Source organism: Pseudophaeobacter sp. (genome assembly GCF_039971195.1).
GTDB lineage: Bacteria > Pseudomonadota > Alphaproteobacteria > Rhodobacterales > Rhodobacteraceae > Pseudophaeobacter.
Window position 1 is genome coordinate 14,998 of sequence record NZ_JBDWPJ010000195.1, and the last position, 16,545, is coordinate 31,542.

Below are 16,545 nucleotides of genomic sequence, written 5' to 3' on the forward strand. Positions count from 1 at the left end.
ATGAGTTTCCTGACCAAGATTGAAACCTTCCTCACCGACCAGTTTGGCGCCTTTGGCCCCTTGCTGGCCATCGGCCTGCTTGGCCTGTTCATGGTCCTGCTGGCTGCGCTTTTGCTGTTGAATCAGCCAGAGGATCCGCTGAAAAAGCTACAGCGCAATATGGCGCCTGATGCAGGCGCAAAGCCGCAAAAGGAACGCCTGCGCCAGAACAACCGCAACGAACAGCTGCAAAAATTTGCCAGCTTTCTGGAGCCCCAAAACGCCGAAGAACTTTCGGCCATGGAGCTCAAACTCCGCCAGGCGGGATATCATTCAAAAGATGCGGTGCGGATCTTTCACTTTGCCCAGATGGCCTTTGGCCTGATCGGTCTGGCTGCCGGGTTGTTCTATGTCTATGTGTTAAATGCCGGGTTTGAATTTGATACCCAAGCGCTGATGATCCGAATCATTGGCCCTGGCGGCGCTGGCTATATGTTGCCCAAATACTGGGTGACCCGCCGCATTGGCGAACGCAAGGAAGAGATTGAACAGGGTTTTCCGGACTCGCTGGATATGATGCTGGTCTGCGTCGAGGCCGGCCAGTCTCTGGATCAGTCCATCGTCAGGGTCGCCGCCGAGCTCAAAGCTTCCTTTCCGCAATTGGCCTATGAATTCGACATCGTGGCCCATGAGATGAAGGCCGGTAAGGACAAGGAAAAGGTGCTGCGTGATATGGGCACCCGCTGCGGCGTGCAGGATATCTCCTCCTTTGTCACCGTGATGATCCAGTCGGCGGCTTTTGGTACCTCGATTGCCGAAGCCCTGCGGGTCTATGCCAGTGAAATGCGGGACAAACGGGTGATGCGCGCCGAAGAGGCCGCAAATAAGTTGCCAGTGAAGATGACCCTTGCCACAATGATGCTGACAGTTCCGCCGTTGCTGATCATTCTTGTCGGCCCATCGGTGAAGAACATCATGAACATGGGTAATATGGGCACTCAATAATGGTGACACTCGAACGGGGCTCCCCTGTTCGCCAATATGGAAAACGCGCCGCCGCCTTTGCTTTTGCATTGGTGGCGGTTGGCTGTTCCCCGGCGGGCCTTTCACAAAAAACATCCGACAGCTGGGCCCCTGGGGTCGATAGCCGACAAGAGGGCGAAGACCCGCTGCTGGTCGGACATCGGCTGATGGCAGCTGGCGAGTACGATCTGGCGCTCGACTCTTTTACCCGCGCTACGCTGGAGCACGGGCTGACCCCAGAACTTCTCTCTAGCATTGGCTCCGCCTATCTGGGCTTGGGGCGCCTGGGCCAGGCCGAAGACATGCTGCGGCGCGCCACCAAAGCCGCACCCGATTGGCCCGAGCCGCACAACAACCTTGGCATCGCGCTGATGGAACGCGGCAAAACCGCCGAAGCCGTGCAGGTGTTCAAACGTGCCTTTGCCCTCGACAATGGCGAAAGTGACGCAATCCGGGATAATTTGCGTCTGGCCCTCGAAAAATTTGAAAATACCCCTCATAGTGATGCGCAAAGCACAGAAAACAACACATACAAGTTGGTGCAACAGGGCGGGGGCAATTACGCGATTCGCAAAACCCCCTGACCACCAGAGGCTGAGCAGTAAAAGGACGCAGAAAAATGCGCCAAGTATTTCTAGTATCCGCATGTCTGGCGGGCGCCCTGGCGCTATCCGCCTGTGGGAAAGACGGTGACGAAACCGTTGAACGCGCCTTTCAGGACGTGAACGTCATTGATGAAAGCAACCTCAACGATGTGATGATGACCGTGGCTGACCCAAATCAGGCGGTGAACCACTTTCGCAGTACCCTTCAGGACCAACCCGAGCGCATAGATCTGTGGCGCGGTTTGGCGACCTCCCTGATCCGCGCCAAGCGCAACACCGAGGCGGTGACCGCCTGGAAGAAAGTGGTGGAACTGCCGGAGGTGAGCAACGAGGATCGCCTCGGGCTGGCCGATGCCCAGATCCGCACCGGCAATTGGGAGGGCGCCAAAGAAGCCCTGAACGCTATTCCCCCCACCCATGAGAGCTACCAGCGCTATCGTCTGGAAGCCATGGTGGCGGATGCCAATCAGGACTGGAAACGCGCCGACAGCTTTTATGAAATCGCTGTCGGGCTGACCACTACCCCGGCCAAGATCATGAACAACTGGGGCTATTCCAAGCTCACCCGTGGCGACTTCGCTGAGGCAGAGCGTCTGTTTGGCGAGGCGATCCATCAGGATCAAAGCCTGTTCACCGCGAAAAACAACCTGGTTCTGGCCCGTGGCGCCCAGCGAAAGTATGACCTGCCGGTGATCACCATGACCCAGACAGAGCAGGCCAAGCTGCTGCACACGCTGGCCTTGTCGGCGGTGAAACAGGGTGATGTGAAAATTGGCGAAGGTCTGCTGCGTCAGGCCGTTGCCACCCATCCGCAGCATTTTGACGCCGCAGCCAAGGCCCTGGCCGCCCTGGAGAACGGCTGATCATGGTGGTCTTTGCCGGCTCGGCTGAGGTTGCCCGCTGGTTTTTGCCCTTAGTGCTGCCGCTGTGTTTTGCGGCAGCCTATACCGACCTGTCCAGCATGCGCATTCCCAATTGGATCAATGACTGCCTCGGCGCTGTCTATGTGATCCTCGGGCTGTTCATCATGCCGACCTGGGCCGACTATGGCTGGCAATTGCTGCATCTTCCCATTGGCGTGGCCATTGGGTTCTTGTTCTTTTCGGCCGGAGTGATGGGTGCAGGCGACGCCAAATTCATCGGGGCCGCCGCGCCCCTCGTGGCGCTTGCCGACCTGCCCGCATTGGTGATGATCTACTCCGCCAATCTGCTGGCGGCTTTTATCACCCACCGTCTTGCCAAACTGACCCCGCTCAGCCGTCTGGCACCGGGCTGGCAAAGCTGGAGCGTTGGCAAAAAGTTCCCCATGGGATTTAGCCTTGGTGGCACTCTTGCGATCTATCTTATCCTGGTGACCTTTTTTGGCAGCTAGAGATTTCCTGGCGTGGTGATGAAACCGGATTAATTTAAAAAAGCGCTTTTTGCGAACATGATACCGCATTGGACTACCCATGCGCCCCGCACTCGTATAAGTTGATTTCATGCCAAGCTATTGGCTGAAATGCTTATTCTTTTCTGGGCGCTCCGATGCTGAATAAAAAAAGTCTCAAAAGGTTTTTCAGCTTCCGCCGACAACAAAGCAGTCCCCCAGCGCAGGCCAGCACCAAGGTCGCCCGGCTGCCGCCCGCGAACGACCTGCAATCGCTTATCAACCAGGGCATTGCCCTGCGTCAGCAGCAACGGTTTGAAGAAAGCAGGGGATTTTTTGCAGAGTTGCTCGAGCAGAACCCAGACGCCTTGGCGGTCAAACAGGAGTTCGCAATCTCCCTACGGCTCACTGGTGATCACGACGGGAGCCTGGCGATCAGCGAGAACATTCTCAAGGCTGATCCATCACATCACCTCTCGCTGCTGACACGCATAGATACCAACCTGCAGGCGCAAAGGCCAAGTGTGGCGATGACCTGCGTCCAGCAAGCCCTGTTGCACTACCCCGATGATCTGCAACTGCAGACCCGGCTGGGTATGGGACTGCGCCAACTGCGACGCCATGATGAAAGCAGCGCGCTGTTTGCTGGATTGATTAACCAGCACCCTGATGATCTGACCCTACGATATGAACTGGCACTTACCCTGCGGTTCATGGGCAATCACGCCCAAAGCCTGGCGGTGAGCGAGGGTATTCTCAGGATCAGCCCATTGCATCGCCCCTCACTGCTGGCGCGTATCGAAACCAATCTCGATGCGCAGAATTTCACCGCCGCATTGGCCTGCATCGAGGTGGCTCTGAAGCAGCTCCCCAATGACCTGCAGCTGCAGACCAGACGAGGCATCGTGCTGCGCCAGCTGCAGCGTTTTGATGACAGTGTCGAGTATTTTACCACTTTGATTGACCGGAACCCCGGCAATCTTATTCTCAAACATGAATTGGCGGTCTCGCTGCGCCTCGCTGGCGACTGCGCCCAAAGCCTGGGCCTCAGCGAAGAGATCCTGGCAGAAAACCCGTCGTTCCGCCCCTCGCTGCTGCATGGATCGCGCCACAACGACAAACTGATCGTTGTGATTGGTCGTCACAACACAGACAAGCGATCACCGCTCATTATCAGAATTCTGGAGGAGCTGCATCAAACGGGTTTCTCCATCTGTTTCTTCCCCTATGACCGGCTGAAAAGTAACCACGAAAACGCAGGCGAGCTTTTGACCTTCCTGAAAAACTTCCCGTCTCAGCGCGTGAATCTATTCTCGCATTCTGCAGGTGGGATCATTTCCTCTCTCGCAGCGCGGGACCGTCAAATTGAAAAGATCGTTTGCTTTGGGTACCCATTCAAACACCCGGCGCGTGCCGAGGAACCTGAACGAACCGCGCACCTTAGCAAGGTGCGAACGCCGTTTTTGATCGTTCAGGGCGTTGCAGAAATCTATGGCACTGCGGAGCAGGCCAAAGGATATGATTTGTCCAAATCAATTGAGATTTTGAGCGTGAATTCCACTCATGACTACGATGATCTGAATGATACAGATCATGAAAAAGCCCGCGCAAGGATACTGGCATTTTTAGGGGACTGCAGTCCTGCTCCTCCACCAGAAGCGTCCACACTGGACAGTCAGGCTGCTTCCACGCCCCCTCGAACATGACGCGGGTCCTTGCCGCGCCCCGGCCCTGCGCGAGCCCTTAGTCGGTACTGCTGCAAAGCCAATTCAAATCCGCAGCACTCCACCGCCAAATTGCTCTCTCTTTGCCTCAGTCTTGCCGCAGTACTGAATAGACTGTTGCGAAATCCCCTGCCCCCGTGGCAGGCCCCAACGCTTTCGCGATCAGATCAGGCAGGCCTCCAGATGAACATGCAAAACAGCCCCGTCACTGCCCCGCCCGCCCCCAAGGGGCTGGAGCAGATGCAGCTTCCCATCGTGATGATGCGGGATATCCTGCTCAAGACGATCTTTCGCAAGAACGTCAATATCGTCAGCGAAGTGGCCGAGGCGATCTGCCTGCCGATGCCGGTCACACAGGAGCTGATCGATATGGCCCGCGAGCAGAAACTGCTGGAGGCCACGGGTACGCTCAATGCCAATAGCGGCAATGAGATGGGCTATCAGCTGACGGACGCAGGCAAGGCCCGGGCCCAGGATGCGCTCAGCCAGTCCGAATATTTTGGCGCCATGCCGGTGCCGCTGGTGGTCTACCGCGAACAGATCGAGCGCCAGTCGATCCGCAATATCATGGTGACCCGCGACCAATTGACCAGCGCCATGGGGCATCTGGTGCTGCCCAACAGCCTGCTCGACCATCTGGGGCCAGCGGTCAGCGCCGGGCGCTCGATCCTGATGTATGGCCCACCCGGTAACGGCAAGTCCTCGATCTCCAACGGTATTCGCGACGCCCTGGGCGATCACGTCTATGTGCCGCGTGCGATTGAATATGCCGGTCAGGTGATCACCGTCTACGATCCCATTGTGCATACGCTGATCGAAGAAGCCCCCGAAGATCCCAATGCCATCCGCCGCCCGAAACGGTTCGACAGCCGCTATGTAAAATGCGAACGCCCGACGGTGATCACCGGCGGTGAGCTGTCACTGGATATGCTGGATCTGGTCTATAACCCCACCGCGCGCACCTATCAGGCACCGCTGCAGCTGAAATCCACCGGCGGCATTTTCATCGTCGATGACCTTGGCCGCCAAGCAGAACCACCGCAGTCGCTGGTCAACCGCTGGATTGTTCCGTTGGAGGAAAACAAGGACATCCTCGCCCTGCAATCGGGTGAGAAGTTTGAGGTGCCCTTTGACACCCTGGTGATTTTCTCCACCAACTTCCATCCCAACGAGATCTTTGACCAGGCGGCTTTGCGGCGGATCTTCTTCAAGATCAAGATCGACGGACCGAACCAGGAAAACTTCCTCAAGATTTTTGCCATGGTGGCGCGCAAACGCGGCATGCCGCTGGATGAAACTGCGCTGGTGCATCTCTTGAAGGTGAAATACCCGACCATCGACAACACCTATGCCAATTATCAACCGATCTTCCTGATCGATCAGATGATTGCGATCTGCGAATTTGAGGGCATCCCCTATCAGATGTCCCCCGACCTGATCGACCGCGCCTGGGCCAATATGTTTGTCAAAGACGAGCACATCGTCAAATAACCTCTCCCGTCGGTCAGACACGCGCACTGCAAGGCGGCAAAAACTGGGGCCGTGGCAATTGCCATGGCCCCCTTCCTTTTGTTTTACCTGACGGGTGCGTTCTACTGCGCAAACAAAAGATCAATCACCTGCATCTGAACACCGCGCGCTCCACCAGTCAGCTCTGCCATTGTGGTGGTGTGATCCGCCTCCAACCCCGCAGCAGCCAGCACTTCCAGCCCAGTCTCCAACTCCTGACCGCTCAGTGCGATGACGGTTGCAACATCCGACTGTGCCATCGCCTGCATCACCTGTTGCACCGGGCTACCCCCGCCCGAGACCGGCCAGAAGGACAGCGCCAGCACCAAAACGCCTGCCCCCATGATGCCGCGCGCCATAGGGCGTTTCAAATAGGCCGAAAACGGTCGCCAGTTCAGCACCAGATGCGCCAGAACACCCAGCAGCATCAGCCAGCCCGCCCATTCATGCAGCACCTTATTCAGGGCACTATCCACATGGAAAAACATCAGAATTCCTGTCACCCCCATGGCCAGAAAGGTGGCAACAGTTAGGGGAGTGGCCCATTTGCGTAAGGCAGACATCACTAATTCTCCTACATGCGTCTTGCTTTAAGGCTAAACGCTGCAGCCACAAACTTCCGTCGCTTTTGTTTGTTCTTTGTTCCGCTTTGGGAGGGAACTGGCTAGGCTGATCAGATGACGCAGATCCCCGCCCCTCTCAGCACCTGGTTTTCCTCCCGTGGGTGGGCGCTGCATCCGCATCAACAGGAGATGCTCACCCGGGCGCGAGATCCTGCAACCCTGCTGATTGCCCCGACTGGCGCTGGCAAAACCATGGCCGGGTTTCTGCCAACCCTGGCGGATCTGGCCGAGGGCACACACCAGGGGCTGCACACGCTGTACATCTCGCCACTGAAAGCGCTGGCCGCAGATATCAAACGCAATCTGCGCGCGCCCGTAGAAGAGCTGGACCTGCCAATCCGCATCGAGGATCGCACCGGAGACACGCCGCAATCCAAACGCCGCCGCCAACGCGCCGATCCGCCGCATATCCTGCTCACCACACCTGAAAGCCTGGCGCTTTTGACCTCCTACCCAGATGCGGCACGGACCTTTAAGGGGCTGAAACGCGTGGTGATCGACGAGATCCACGCCCTGGCCGAAAGCAAGCGCGGTGATCAGCTGATGCTGGCGCTGACCCGGCTGCAGGCGCTCTGCCCGGATCTGTGCCGTGTGGGCCTTTCGGCCACGGTCGAGGACCCTCAGCGTATCGCCCAGTATCTGGCCTGCCACCCGGATCCCTGCGCAATCGTCCAGGCCGACCCCGGCCCGGCGCCGGATATCACAATGTTGCAAACCACCGAGGCGCCGCCCTGGGCCGGCGGCGGTGCCGCCTATGCGATCCCCGCGGTTCTGGAGCAGATCAAGGCGCATAAAACCACGCTGGTGTTTCACAACACCCGCGCTCAGGCGGAGATCTTCTTTCACAATCTCTGGCTCGCCAATGACGAGGCCCTGCCCATCGGCATTCATCACGGCTCACTCGATCGGGTCCAACGCGAACGGGTCGAAACTGCCATGCAGCGCGGTGAGCTGCGTGCCATTGTCTGCACCGGCTCGCTCGATCTTGGTATCGACTGGGGCGATGTGGATCTGGTGATCCAGATTGGCGCGCCCAAGAATGTCAAACGTCTGGTGCAACGCATAGGCCGCGCCAATCACCGCTACAACGCCCCTTCCAAGGCCCTGTTGGTGCCTGCCAACCGTTTTGAAGTTGTGGAATGCCAGGCCGCGCTAGAGGCGGTTCTGGCGGGCGATCTGGACGCCAGCCCCTCAGGTCCTGGTCCACGTGATGTGCTTTGTCAGCATATTCTGATCCGCGCCTGCGCCGGGCCGTTTGAGGCCGCGGATTTGTTTGCCGAGGTCACCACCGCCGGCGCCTATGCCAATCTGACCCGGGCGCAGTTTGACGCCTGTCTCGAGTTTTGCGCCACCGGCGGCTATGCGCTGAAACGCTATGACCAGTGGCAGCGGCTGCAACAGCGCAGCGATGGCAGCTGGCAACTCCGCGACCCCCGCGCCACCCAGCGTATCCGGATGAACCTTGGCACCATTCAGGACGCTGATCTGCTCAAGGTGCGCCTGAAACACAGCCGTGGCGGCAAACCGCTGGGCGAGGTCGAAGAAGCCTTTGCTGCGACACTCACCGCTGGCGATACCTTTCTGATTGGTGGCCGCGTCGTGCGCTACGAAGGCCTGCGGGAAATGACCGTGCAGGTCAGCCGCAATGCCAGCAAAAAACCCAAGATCGCCGTGTTCTCTGGCACCAAATTTGCCACCTCAACCGAGCTCAGTGCCCGGGTTCTGCAGATCCTGGCCAAGGGAAACTGGCCCGACCTGCCCGGTCACACCTCCGATTGGCTGGCCCTGCAGCGTCAGGTTTCGGACCTGTCGCGCCCCGACGAGTTGCTGATCGAGAGCTTCCCGCATGAAGCCCGGGAGCACAGCTGCATCTACGGTTTTGCCGGGCGCAATGCGCAGCAGACCCTGGGGTTGCTGTTGACCAAACGGATGGAGGAGCTGGGGCTTGATCCGCTGGGCTTTGTCGCCACCGATTATGCGACGCTGATTTGGGGCTTGCAGCCGATCACCGATCCTGAGCCGCTGTTTGACCTGCAGGCCCTGCGCGACGGGCTGGAGGGATGGCTGGCGGGCAATGCGGTGATGAAACGCGCCTTTCGTGGCGCTGCCACCATTGCCGGGCTGATTGATCGCAACCAACCTGGAGGCCGCAAAAACGGGCGACAAGCGACGTTTTCCTCTGACATCCTCTATGACACCCTGCGCAAATACGACCCCGATCATTTGCTGATGGATATCACCCGCGAAGAGGCCCTGCGCGGCTTGGTCGATTTCTCCCGCATCGAAGAGATGGTCGAACGCACCCGAGGCCAGATCACACTGCGACCCCTGTCACGTGTTTCGCCCCTGGCAGCGCCGATGCTGCTGGAGAGAGGCAGGGTGCCAATCAAGGGCGCGGCGGAGGAAAAGCTTCTGCAACGCGAGACCGAGGCTTTGATGGCGCAGTCTGGCCTCAAAGGGTTGGCGCAATGAATGCGCACGGGGGCTATGGCTTCTCCCTGGCGGGCGCAACATTGACGGCCCTGCCACAGGGGGCCTTGTGGTGGCAGGATCAGGCGCTGCTCTGTGTTTCGGATCTGCATCTGGGCAAATCCGAACGCCATCTGCGCCGTGGCGGTGCCCCTCTGCCCCCCTATGAGGTCGAAGAGACTCTGGTGCGGCTTGAGGCGCTGCTGGACAGCTTCGCTCCGCAAACCGTGATCTGCCTGGGCGACAGTTTTGACGATGATCTTGCAGCCACGCATCTGCCGCCCGAGCTGAAACAGCGGATCCTGGACCTTACACAGGCCCGCCGCTGGATCTGGATCGAGGGCAACCACGATCCCGCGCCAACGGAGTTTGGCGGCGAGCATCTGCCGGAGTTCCACCTTGGCACATTGGTGTTTCGCCATATCGCCCAGTCCCAACTACAGGCACAGAACGAGCCACAGGGCGAGATCTCTGGCCATTACCACCCCAAAGCTGTCCTGCGCGGAGTGTCACGCCCGGCCTTTCTGCTGGACCAGCACCGCCTGATCCTGCCGGCCTTTGGCACCTATACCGGTGGTCTGCGCAGCAGTGACCCGGTGCTCTCCGATTTGATGCAGCCCAAAGCCATCGCCATCCTGACCGGCAGCCAGGCTCTGGCCATGCCAATGCCACGTCAAAGCCGCCGGGGCTAAAGCCCCTATGTGGCGCAGCGTCACCTGCACGGGGGGCATCTTGCTGCTTTAGGCTAAGGGCAACACAGTCTTAGAAGGACCGGCCCCTTGGAACAGCGTATTCGCGACAGTTTTGCCCGCCAAAGTATGATGGAGAGCCTCGGCGCCAGTCTAAGCAGCATTGCCCCCGGTGAGGTGGTGATCACCGCGCCCATATTGCCGACGAGCCGTCAACAGCAGGGCTTTGCCCATGCGGCGCTTACCTTTGCCATCGGCGACAGTGCTGCGGGCTATTCAGCGCTGACCATGCTGCCAGAGGATCAGGAAGTGATGACGGCGGAGATCAAGATCAACCTGCTGGCCCCCGGTGCCGGGGACTACCTGCGCGCCACTGGCAAGGTGATCAAACCCGGCCGCCGTCTGGTGGTGGTCGGCGCCGAGGTGCATGCCATCACCGGATCGGAGGAAAAACTCATCGCGGTGCTACAGGGTACCATGATCCCCGTCAGTCCTTAGGCCAGAGCAGCGGCTACAGCAGCCCCGCCGCCTGGGCCGCGGGTTTGTAGCTGCGGCTCACCGGGACCTCTGTGCCATCTGCCATCTGCAGAAAATCGCGCCCCTTTTGCCGCCTGTGGCGCTGAACCTGCTCCGGTGTGACCCAATGGGAGCGATGCACCCGCAGTCCGGCCTCTGACAGCTCATCGGCGGCGTCCCCCAGCCGCATCAGCAGGCTCTCCCTCCCGCGATCGGTGACCACCAGTAGATAGTGATCCTGAGCCTCCAACCGGATCAGGGTGCCGCGTTTATCCAACGGCAAGCGACGCTGAAACAGCAGTTGTGAGTCAGAGGCGGGGTCTGGGTCTAGGGTTTCTGACCCGGCCTCGGCAGCATCCTCTGAAACAGAGTCCGGCCTGGCGTTGACCGGCCGCAAATACAAACGGCCAAAAAACACTGCTGCTTCGATCATCAGGACCACGCTGAGCGTCACAAGGGCCAGAAAGCCAAAATCTGGCCAGCCGCCCCAATGGGGAAAGATCAGCACATTCATGCCATGGGCTATTGCCGCCAGACAGAGCCCATAGGGCAATTGGCTGGCAAAGCGCAGCAGCTGCGGCGCCCTCCGCAACAGATGCAATTGCAGCCTGGTCAGCAGGATCGACAGGCCGGTTATGACGGCCCAGTAACCAAGCCGCCCCCAAAACCCGAGCCCCTCAAAGGTGCCAAAAGGGCCGGCAGCAGCCGCAAAGACAGTGACCAGTGCCCAGAGCAAAACCAGGCGGCCAAAGACCGGAATTTCACGCATCGTGAATGACACCCTCACAAAAACCGCTGCAACTCACGAAGCCAGCGCGGCGCTGGCGTAAATCACTTTGATGATATTGCAGCAAAATTGCCATGGCTTGGGGGTCAACTTCAACCACGGAGCCCGCATGACTCTTTTGCCACTGCTACACGCCCCCTTGCCCATCCAGATCCATGCCTTTGCGGCACTGGCGCTGATCCCGCTGACCCTTGTGATGTTCACTCTGCCGCGCGGCACCTCACTGCACCGGGTTTTGGGCTGGAGCTGGGTTCTGTTGATGACCTGCGTGGCACTCACCAGTTTCTGGATCCATGAGATCCGCCTGATTGGCGGCTTTAGTCCGATCCATCTTCTGTCAATCGGAACGCTGGTCGCGCTGTTGGCGGCGGTCTTTGCCGCCCGGCACCAGAGGATCCGCCAACATCGCCAGGTTATGATTTGGACCACCTCTGCAGCCCTAATGGGGGCCGGCGTCTTTACCCTGCTTCCCGGCCGGCTGATGCACGCCGTGCTTTTCAGTCTTTGAACAAGGTATAGTTTGATGGAATTTTTGACTGCATTTCTGGCTGGTGTTTTCACTGGCGCCCCGTTCTGGATTTGGCCACTGTTGCTTGTTCTCATTGCGCTAGGGCTGCACTGTAGCCGCAGGCGCGAAATGTCCGTTCTTCCCTATTTTCTGATGCCGCTGATTGCCCTGACCAATGTGCCCACCCTGCTGGCGCAGCACTCGGCCGAGCTGGGTTTTGCGGCCTGGGGGCTTGCCTATCTTTGTGGCATTGGCGGTGGATTCTGGGTCCAGGGGCGCTGGATCATCGCCCGTAGAGGTCTGCGCGCCGAGGTTGCCGGAGAATGGCTGAGCCTCACGGTGATGATGATGCTGTTCTGGGCCAATTTTGCCAACGGCATTTTTTCTGCCATTTCTCCAAATATTACAGCGAGTATGGCCTATTGCGGCCTGCTTCCTGCTCTTTTGGGGCTTGCTTCTGGCAGTTTTCTTGGGCGCCCGCTGCGTATCCTGTTCTGGGAAGACCAAACAAAACTACAGCAATCCAGACCTCCCACCTGAGCGGCCACGGTCCCATTGGTACTTAAGGCAGGCTCAGAACTGCAACCAATAAGTTGGCCGGGCCAAAAAGCCAGGGGGCTTTGCCCCCTCGCGCTCAAGCGCACACCCCCAGGATATTTGCAGCCAAATGAAATTCAAAGAACCAGCGCCTAGTCTTCATTTGGCCAAAAATATCCCGGGGGAGTCGCCGAAGCGACGGGGGTAGAACCCCCGATGCACCCCGGCTCAAAGCAACTTGTCGGCTGATACTCTAGGCAGCGATCTGTAACCTCAGGCAATGCGAGACCCAAAAAAAGAAGCCCCAAATAAAAGGAGCCTCTGTTGTCCATTTCTTTTCTGCTTCAGGCCGTCAGCCCTTCGGGCTCTGCCAGACCATTGGCGCGGCAGCAGGCGGTGACGGTGTTGGCCAGAAGGCAGGCAATGGTCATAGGCCCCACGCCACCTGGCACCGGAGTGATGGCACCGGCGCGCTCGGAACAGCTGGCAAAATCGGCGTCGCCCACCAGCTTCATCTTGCCCTCGCCCTTTTCCGGCGCCGGGATGCGGTTGATGCCTACGTCGATAACGGTAGCGCCTTCCTTGATCCAATCTCCCGGCACCATTTCAGGGCGGCCCACGGCGGCCACAACAATATCGGCGCGGCGGACAACCTCTGGCAGATCTTTGGTGCGGCTATGGGCGATGGTCACGGTGCAGCTGTCGCCCAGCAGCAGCTGTGCCATGGGTTTGCCGACAATGTTGGAGCGGCCAATGACCACCGCATTCATCCCTGACAGGCTGCCGTGATAATCGCGCAGCATCATCAGACAGCCCAGCGGCGTGCAGGGCACCATGCTCTTTTGCCCGGTGCCCAAGAGGCCGACGTTGGAGATGTGGAAACCGTCCACGTCCTTTTCCGGGGCGATGGAGTTGATGATCAGATCTTCGTTCAAATGACCGGGCAGCGGCAGCTGCACCAGAATACCATGCACCGCAGGATCATTGTTCAACTTGTCGATCACCGCCAGCAGATCTTCCTCGGAGGTATCGGCTTCCATCTTGTACTCATAGGAGTTCATGCCGACCTCAACCGTCTGCTTGCCCTTGGAGCGCACATAGACCTGAGAGGCGGGATCTTCACCCACCAGCACCACCGCGAGACCAGGGGTAATATCGTTTTCTTCTTTCAGCCGCGCAACATGGCCCGCTACTTTTTCCCGTACCGTGGCGGCGAAGGCTTTGCCGTCGATGATATCTGCTGCCATTGCATTCTTCCTTGTTCCGCCGGGCAAAATTGCCCGCATTATACCTCGTGGATCACACGAGCTTCGCGCGCGATCGACCATTCCACCAGCTGGCGCCACAGGCCTTCGATCAGATCCGGGTCCAGCCCAGCCTCATCCGCCTTGGCGCGGGCATTTTCGATGACCTCGTCGACGCGCGCCGGGATCCGGGCCGGCCAGCCATTCTGGCTCTTCAGCTCTACCGCGCGGTCAATATAGCCCGCCCGTGTCGCCAGCAGCTCTACCAGCATTTGGTCCAGATCATCAATCTGGCGCCGCAGCTCTGCCATGTCAGCGCAGTCCCTTGCGGGGGTCAATTTGGTCATAGCTAAAACTCTTGCGGCCCGAGAGACAGTCTCGGGCCGCAGATTGCGTGTTTTTGCGCTTAGAACAAGCCTTCGATTTGGCCACCCTCGTTCAGGTGGATGTTTTCCGCCGCCGGTTTGCGTGGCAGACCCGGCATTGTCATGATCTCACCACAGACCGCGACGATGAAACCCGCCCCCGCCGAGAGACGCACTTCACGTACCGGAACCGAATGACCCACCGGCGCGCCGCGCAGGGTTGGATCGGTGGAGAAGGAATACTGGGTCTTGGCCATGCAGACCGGCAGATTGCCGTAGCCCGCTGCTTCCCATTCTTTCAACTGGTTGCGGATCTTGTTGTCGGCCAGCACCTCGTCGGCACGATAGATGCGCTTGGCGATGGTGTCGATTTTGTCGAAAAGCGACATATCGTCGGGGTAGATCGGGGCAAAGTTGGCCGCACCGGAATCGACGATCTCCACGACCCGCTTGGCCAGATCGGCAGAGCCTTCGGAACCCAGCTCCCAGTGACGCGACAGGATGGCCTCAACCCCGTGGGTTTCCGCGTAGTCCTTGACCGCCTGAACTTCGGCATCAGTGTCGGTGACAAAGTGGTTGATGGCAACCACAACCGGCACACCAAAGCTTTTGATGTTTTCGATGTGACGACCAAGGTTGGCACAGCCATTGTTCACCGCCTCGACGTTTTCAGCACCGAGATCGGCCTTGGCCACGCCGCCGTTCATCTTCATCGCCCGCACCGTGGCCACCAGCACCACAGCCGAGGGCGCGATACCCGCCTTACGGCATTTGATGTTCATGAACTTCTCGGCACCCAGGTCAGCGCCAAAGCCCGCTTCGGTGACGACATAATCGGCAACCTTCAGCGCCGTCTTGGTGGCGATGACCGAGTTACAGCCATGGGCGATATTGGCAAAAGGACCGCCATGCACAAAGGCCGGGTTGTTCTCCAGGGTCTGCACCAGGTTGGGCTGCATTGCGTCTTTCAGCAGTACGGTCATGGCGCCGGCCGCCTTGATGTCGCGGCAATAGACAGCGGTTTTATCGCGACGGTAGGCCACGATGATATCGCCGAGGCGCTTTTCCAGGTCCTCCAGATTGGTGGCCAGACAGAGGATCGCCATGACCTCAGAAGCCACGGTGATGTCAAATCCGGTTTCGCGCGGGAAGCCGTTGGAGACACCGCCCAGGCTGGCAGTAATCTGGCGCAGGGCGCGGTCGTTCATATCGACCACACGCCGCCAGGCTACGCGACGAATGTCGATCTCGCACTCATTGCCCCAGTAGATGTGATTGTCGATCATCGCCGACAACAGCGAATGCGCCGAGGTGATGGCGTGGAAATCGCCGGTGAAATGGAGGTTCATCTCCTCCATTGGCACAACCTGTGCATAGCCGCCGCCTGCGGCGCCGCCCTTCATACCAAAGTTGGGACCAAGAGAAGCCTCGCGGATACAGACCATGGCGTTTTTGCCAATGTGGTTCAGGCCATCGCCCAGACCCACGGTGGTGGTGGTCTTGCCTTCGCCCGCAGGGGTTGGGTTGATCGCAGTGACGAGGATCAGTTTGCCGTCGTCTTTGCCCTGTACCGAGTTGATAAAGTCCTGGCTCACCTTGGCCTTGTCGTGGCCATAGGGCAGCAGATCACCGCTGGAGATGCCGATTTTGGCACCGATCTCCTGGCTCGGGAGCTTGTTTGCCTCGCGGGCAATCTCGATATCACTCTTGTAGCTCATGGCCGGATTCCTGAATGAGAGAAAACATCTACCGGCCTCAAATGCACCGGATCTGTCTCCGATTTAGCCAGAATGCGGCAAAAGGCGCGCGTGATTTCCGACATTATCCGGCCACGAAGCGGCGTCAGTCCAAAGATTGAGGCAACGAAAGTCGCCAAAACGAAAGTTCTGTATCCGATGAGGGGCCGCTAGGGGGCCCAGGCGCGCTGGTCCGGCACAAAGAGTCGCAAGCTATCGCCGCGTTTGATCAGCCCCGGACGCTCCACCCAGGCGGTGATTCCCCGGCGGTTGCGGGCGGCCGGTTTGAACTTGGGTCCAAATCCAGCGTGATCTTTCTCGATTTCGCGCCCCGGAAAAATGCAGGGGCGGTTTTCCATATCAATCGTCAGGGTCACGCCGTCTGGCCCCTGCAGACGCGAAGCGGGCGGCACAAAGGTGAAATCCGGAATGCCGCGCAGCACCAGATTGGCCCCCAGTGCCGATGGATCAACCCGCTCCAGCCCCATATCGGCCGCGATCAACTGCAGCTCTTCCTCGGACAGAATGCTGAGCTGGCGGACGTTGCGGATGGTGGTGCCTTCGGGGTGCAGATTGCGAACCCGCACGCAGGCGGCCCGGTTCTCCCCCTGGTGGCGCTCGCCGCTGACACCGTGAAAGCCAAGTGTAAGTGCCTCGGTTTCAGAGGCCGCAATACTGCCTCCTGCTGCGGTTTCCCCAACCCAGACCACTTCGCCTTTGAATTCTGTTTCCAGCAAGACCGGCATGCTTTTTCCTCTTTGTTTGGGGCTGCCCATTGGGACCAGACCATAGAGCGATTGCAGCCGAGGAAAAGCCCTCTTTCGGATCGGATCGCAAAGCGATCCGATCCGGGCACCGGGGG

General features: G+C 59.1%; 17 protein-coding genes. 11 read left to right on the top strand and 6 right to left on the bottom strand.

The genetic code is table 11. The features are described from left to right. The 6 genes from ABJP42_RS16595 (at position 1) to ABJP42_RS16620 (ending at position 6,191) form a co-directional block, all read left to right on the top strand. On the top strand, positions 1–984 hold the full coding sequence (locus ABJP42_RS16595) for a type II secretion system F family protein (RefSeq protein WP_348342317.1): 984 nt from the start codon (positions 1–3) through the stop codon (positions 982–984). Beyond that, positions 984–1,586 (top strand): tetratricopeptide repeat protein, encoded by a 603-nt coding sequence (locus ABJP42_RS16600; protein WP_348342319.1) that lies wholly within the window; start codon positions 984–986, stop codon positions 1,584–1,586. Before ABJP42_RS16595 ends, ABJP42_RS16600 begins: the two co-directional genes overlap by 1 nt. Positions 1,587–1,621: 35 nt before the next feature. Continuing rightward, positions 1,622–2,470 (top strand): tetratricopeptide repeat protein, encoded by an 849-nt coding sequence (locus tag ABJP42_RS16605; RefSeq protein WP_348342321.1) that lies wholly within the window; start codon positions 1,622–1,624, stop codon positions 2,468–2,470. A 2-nt stretch (positions 2,471–2,472) separates the two neighbouring features. Beyond that, a complete protein-coding gene (locus tag ABJP42_RS16610) occupies positions 2,473–2,979 on the top strand; it encodes a prepilin peptidase (RefSeq protein ID WP_348342323.1) in 507 nt (168 codons plus the stop codon). Between the two features lie 155 nt (positions 2,980–3,134). Next, positions 3,135–4,682 (top strand): alpha/beta family hydrolase, encoded by a 1,548-nt coding sequence (locus ABJP42_RS16615; RefSeq protein ID WP_348342325.1) that lies wholly within the window; start codon positions 3,135–3,137, stop codon positions 4,680–4,682. A 201-nt stretch (positions 4,683–4,883) separates the two neighbouring features. Beyond that, positions 4,884–6,191, top strand: a complete 1,308-nt coding sequence (locus tag ABJP42_RS16620; protein ID WP_348342327.1) for a DUF8689 domain-containing protein — start codon at positions 4,884–4,886, stop codon at positions 6,189–6,191. Positions 6,192–6,292: 101 nt separating this feature from the next. Here ABJP42_RS16620 and ABJP42_RS16625 read toward each other — a convergent pair whose 3' ends face one another. Continuing rightward, positions 6,293–6,772 (bottom strand): DUF4405 domain-containing protein, encoded by a 480-nt coding sequence (locus ABJP42_RS16625; protein WP_348342328.1) that lies wholly within the window; start codon positions 6,770–6,772, stop codon positions 6,293–6,295. A 114-nt stretch (positions 6,773–6,886) separates the two neighbouring features. Between ABJP42_RS16625 and ABJP42_RS16630 the strand changes: the two genes are divergently transcribed. From ABJP42_RS16630 to ABJP42_RS16640, 3 genes are all read left to right on the top strand, one after another. Then, the gene (locus ABJP42_RS16630; protein WP_348342329.1) at positions 6,887–9,304 is read left to right on the top strand and encodes a ligase-associated DNA damage response DEXH box helicase; all 2,418 of its coding nucleotides are present in this window, start codon (positions 6,887–6,889) and stop codon (positions 9,302–9,304) included. Continuing rightward, the gene (pdeM, locus tag ABJP42_RS16635; RefSeq protein WP_348342330.1) at positions 9,301–9,993 is read left to right on the top strand and encodes a ligase-associated DNA damage response endonuclease PdeM; all 693 of its coding nucleotides are present in this window, start codon (positions 9,301–9,303) and stop codon (positions 9,991–9,993) included. The genes ABJP42_RS16630 and pdeM overlap by 4 nt, the downstream gene beginning before the upstream one ends. 87 nt (positions 9,994–10,080) lie before the next feature. Continuing rightward, the gene (locus ABJP42_RS16640; protein ID WP_348342332.1) at positions 10,081–10,488 is read left to right on the top strand and encodes a PaaI family thioesterase; all 408 of its coding nucleotides are present in this window, start codon (positions 10,081–10,083) and stop codon (positions 10,486–10,488) included. Between the two features lie 13 nt (positions 10,489–10,501). On the opposite strand, the gene ABJP42_RS16645 is transcribed toward ABJP42_RS16640, so the two are convergent. Beyond that, entirely contained in the window at positions 10,502–11,275 is a 774-nt protein-coding gene (locus tag ABJP42_RS16645) for a LytTR family DNA-binding domain-containing protein (RefSeq protein ID WP_348342334.1), read from the bottom strand. 127 nt (positions 11,276–11,402) lie between these two features. On the opposite strand from ABJP42_RS16645, the gene ABJP42_RS16650 reads away from it, so the two are divergent. Both ABJP42_RS16650 and ABJP42_RS16655 read left to right on the top strand, forming a co-directional pair. Then, positions 11,403–11,801 carry a DUF2306 domain-containing protein gene (locus ABJP42_RS16650; protein ID WP_348342336.1) on the top strand — a complete coding sequence of 133 codons (399 nt, stop codon included), beginning with the start codon at positions 11,403–11,405 and terminating at the stop codon, positions 11,799–11,801. A gap of 129 nt (positions 11,802–11,930) precedes the next feature. Beyond that, a complete protein-coding gene (locus ABJP42_RS16655; protein WP_348342338.1) occupies positions 11,931–12,341 on the top strand; it encodes a hypothetical protein in 411 nt (136 codons plus the stop codon). Between the two features lie 341 nt (positions 12,342–12,682). Here the strand turns inward: ABJP42_RS16655 and folD are convergent, their stop codons facing one another. The 4 genes from folD to ABJP42_RS16675 all read right to left on the bottom strand — a co-directional run bounded on the left by folD (position 12,683) and on the right by ABJP42_RS16675 (position 16,429). Then, positions 12,683–13,585 carry a bifunctional methylenetetrahydrofolate dehydrogenase/methenyltetrahydrofolate cyclohydrolase FolD gene (gene folD / locus ABJP42_RS16660; RefSeq protein WP_348342340.1) on the bottom strand — a complete coding sequence of 301 codons (903 nt, stop codon included), beginning with the start codon at positions 13,583–13,585 and terminating at the stop codon, positions 12,683–12,685. 38 nt (positions 13,586–13,623) lie between these two features. Beyond that, on the bottom strand, positions 13,624–13,929 hold the full coding sequence (locus tag ABJP42_RS16665; RefSeq protein ID WP_348342342.1) for a chorismate mutase: 306 nt from the start codon (positions 13,927–13,929) through the stop codon (positions 13,624–13,626). 59 nt (positions 13,930–13,988) lie between these two features. Continuing rightward, positions 13,989–15,665 carry a formate--tetrahydrofolate ligase gene (locus ABJP42_RS16670; protein ID WP_348342344.1) on the bottom strand — a complete coding sequence of 559 codons (1,677 nt, stop codon included), beginning with the start codon at positions 15,663–15,665 and terminating at the stop codon, positions 13,989–13,991. A 188-nt stretch (positions 15,666–15,853) separates the two neighbouring features. Next, positions 15,854–16,429: an MOSC domain-containing protein gene (locus tag ABJP42_RS16675; RefSeq protein ID WP_348342346.1), complete on the bottom strand. Its 576-nt coding sequence runs from the start codon at positions 16,427–16,429 to the stop codon at positions 15,854–15,856. Positions 16,430–16,545: the final 116 nt, after the last annotated feature.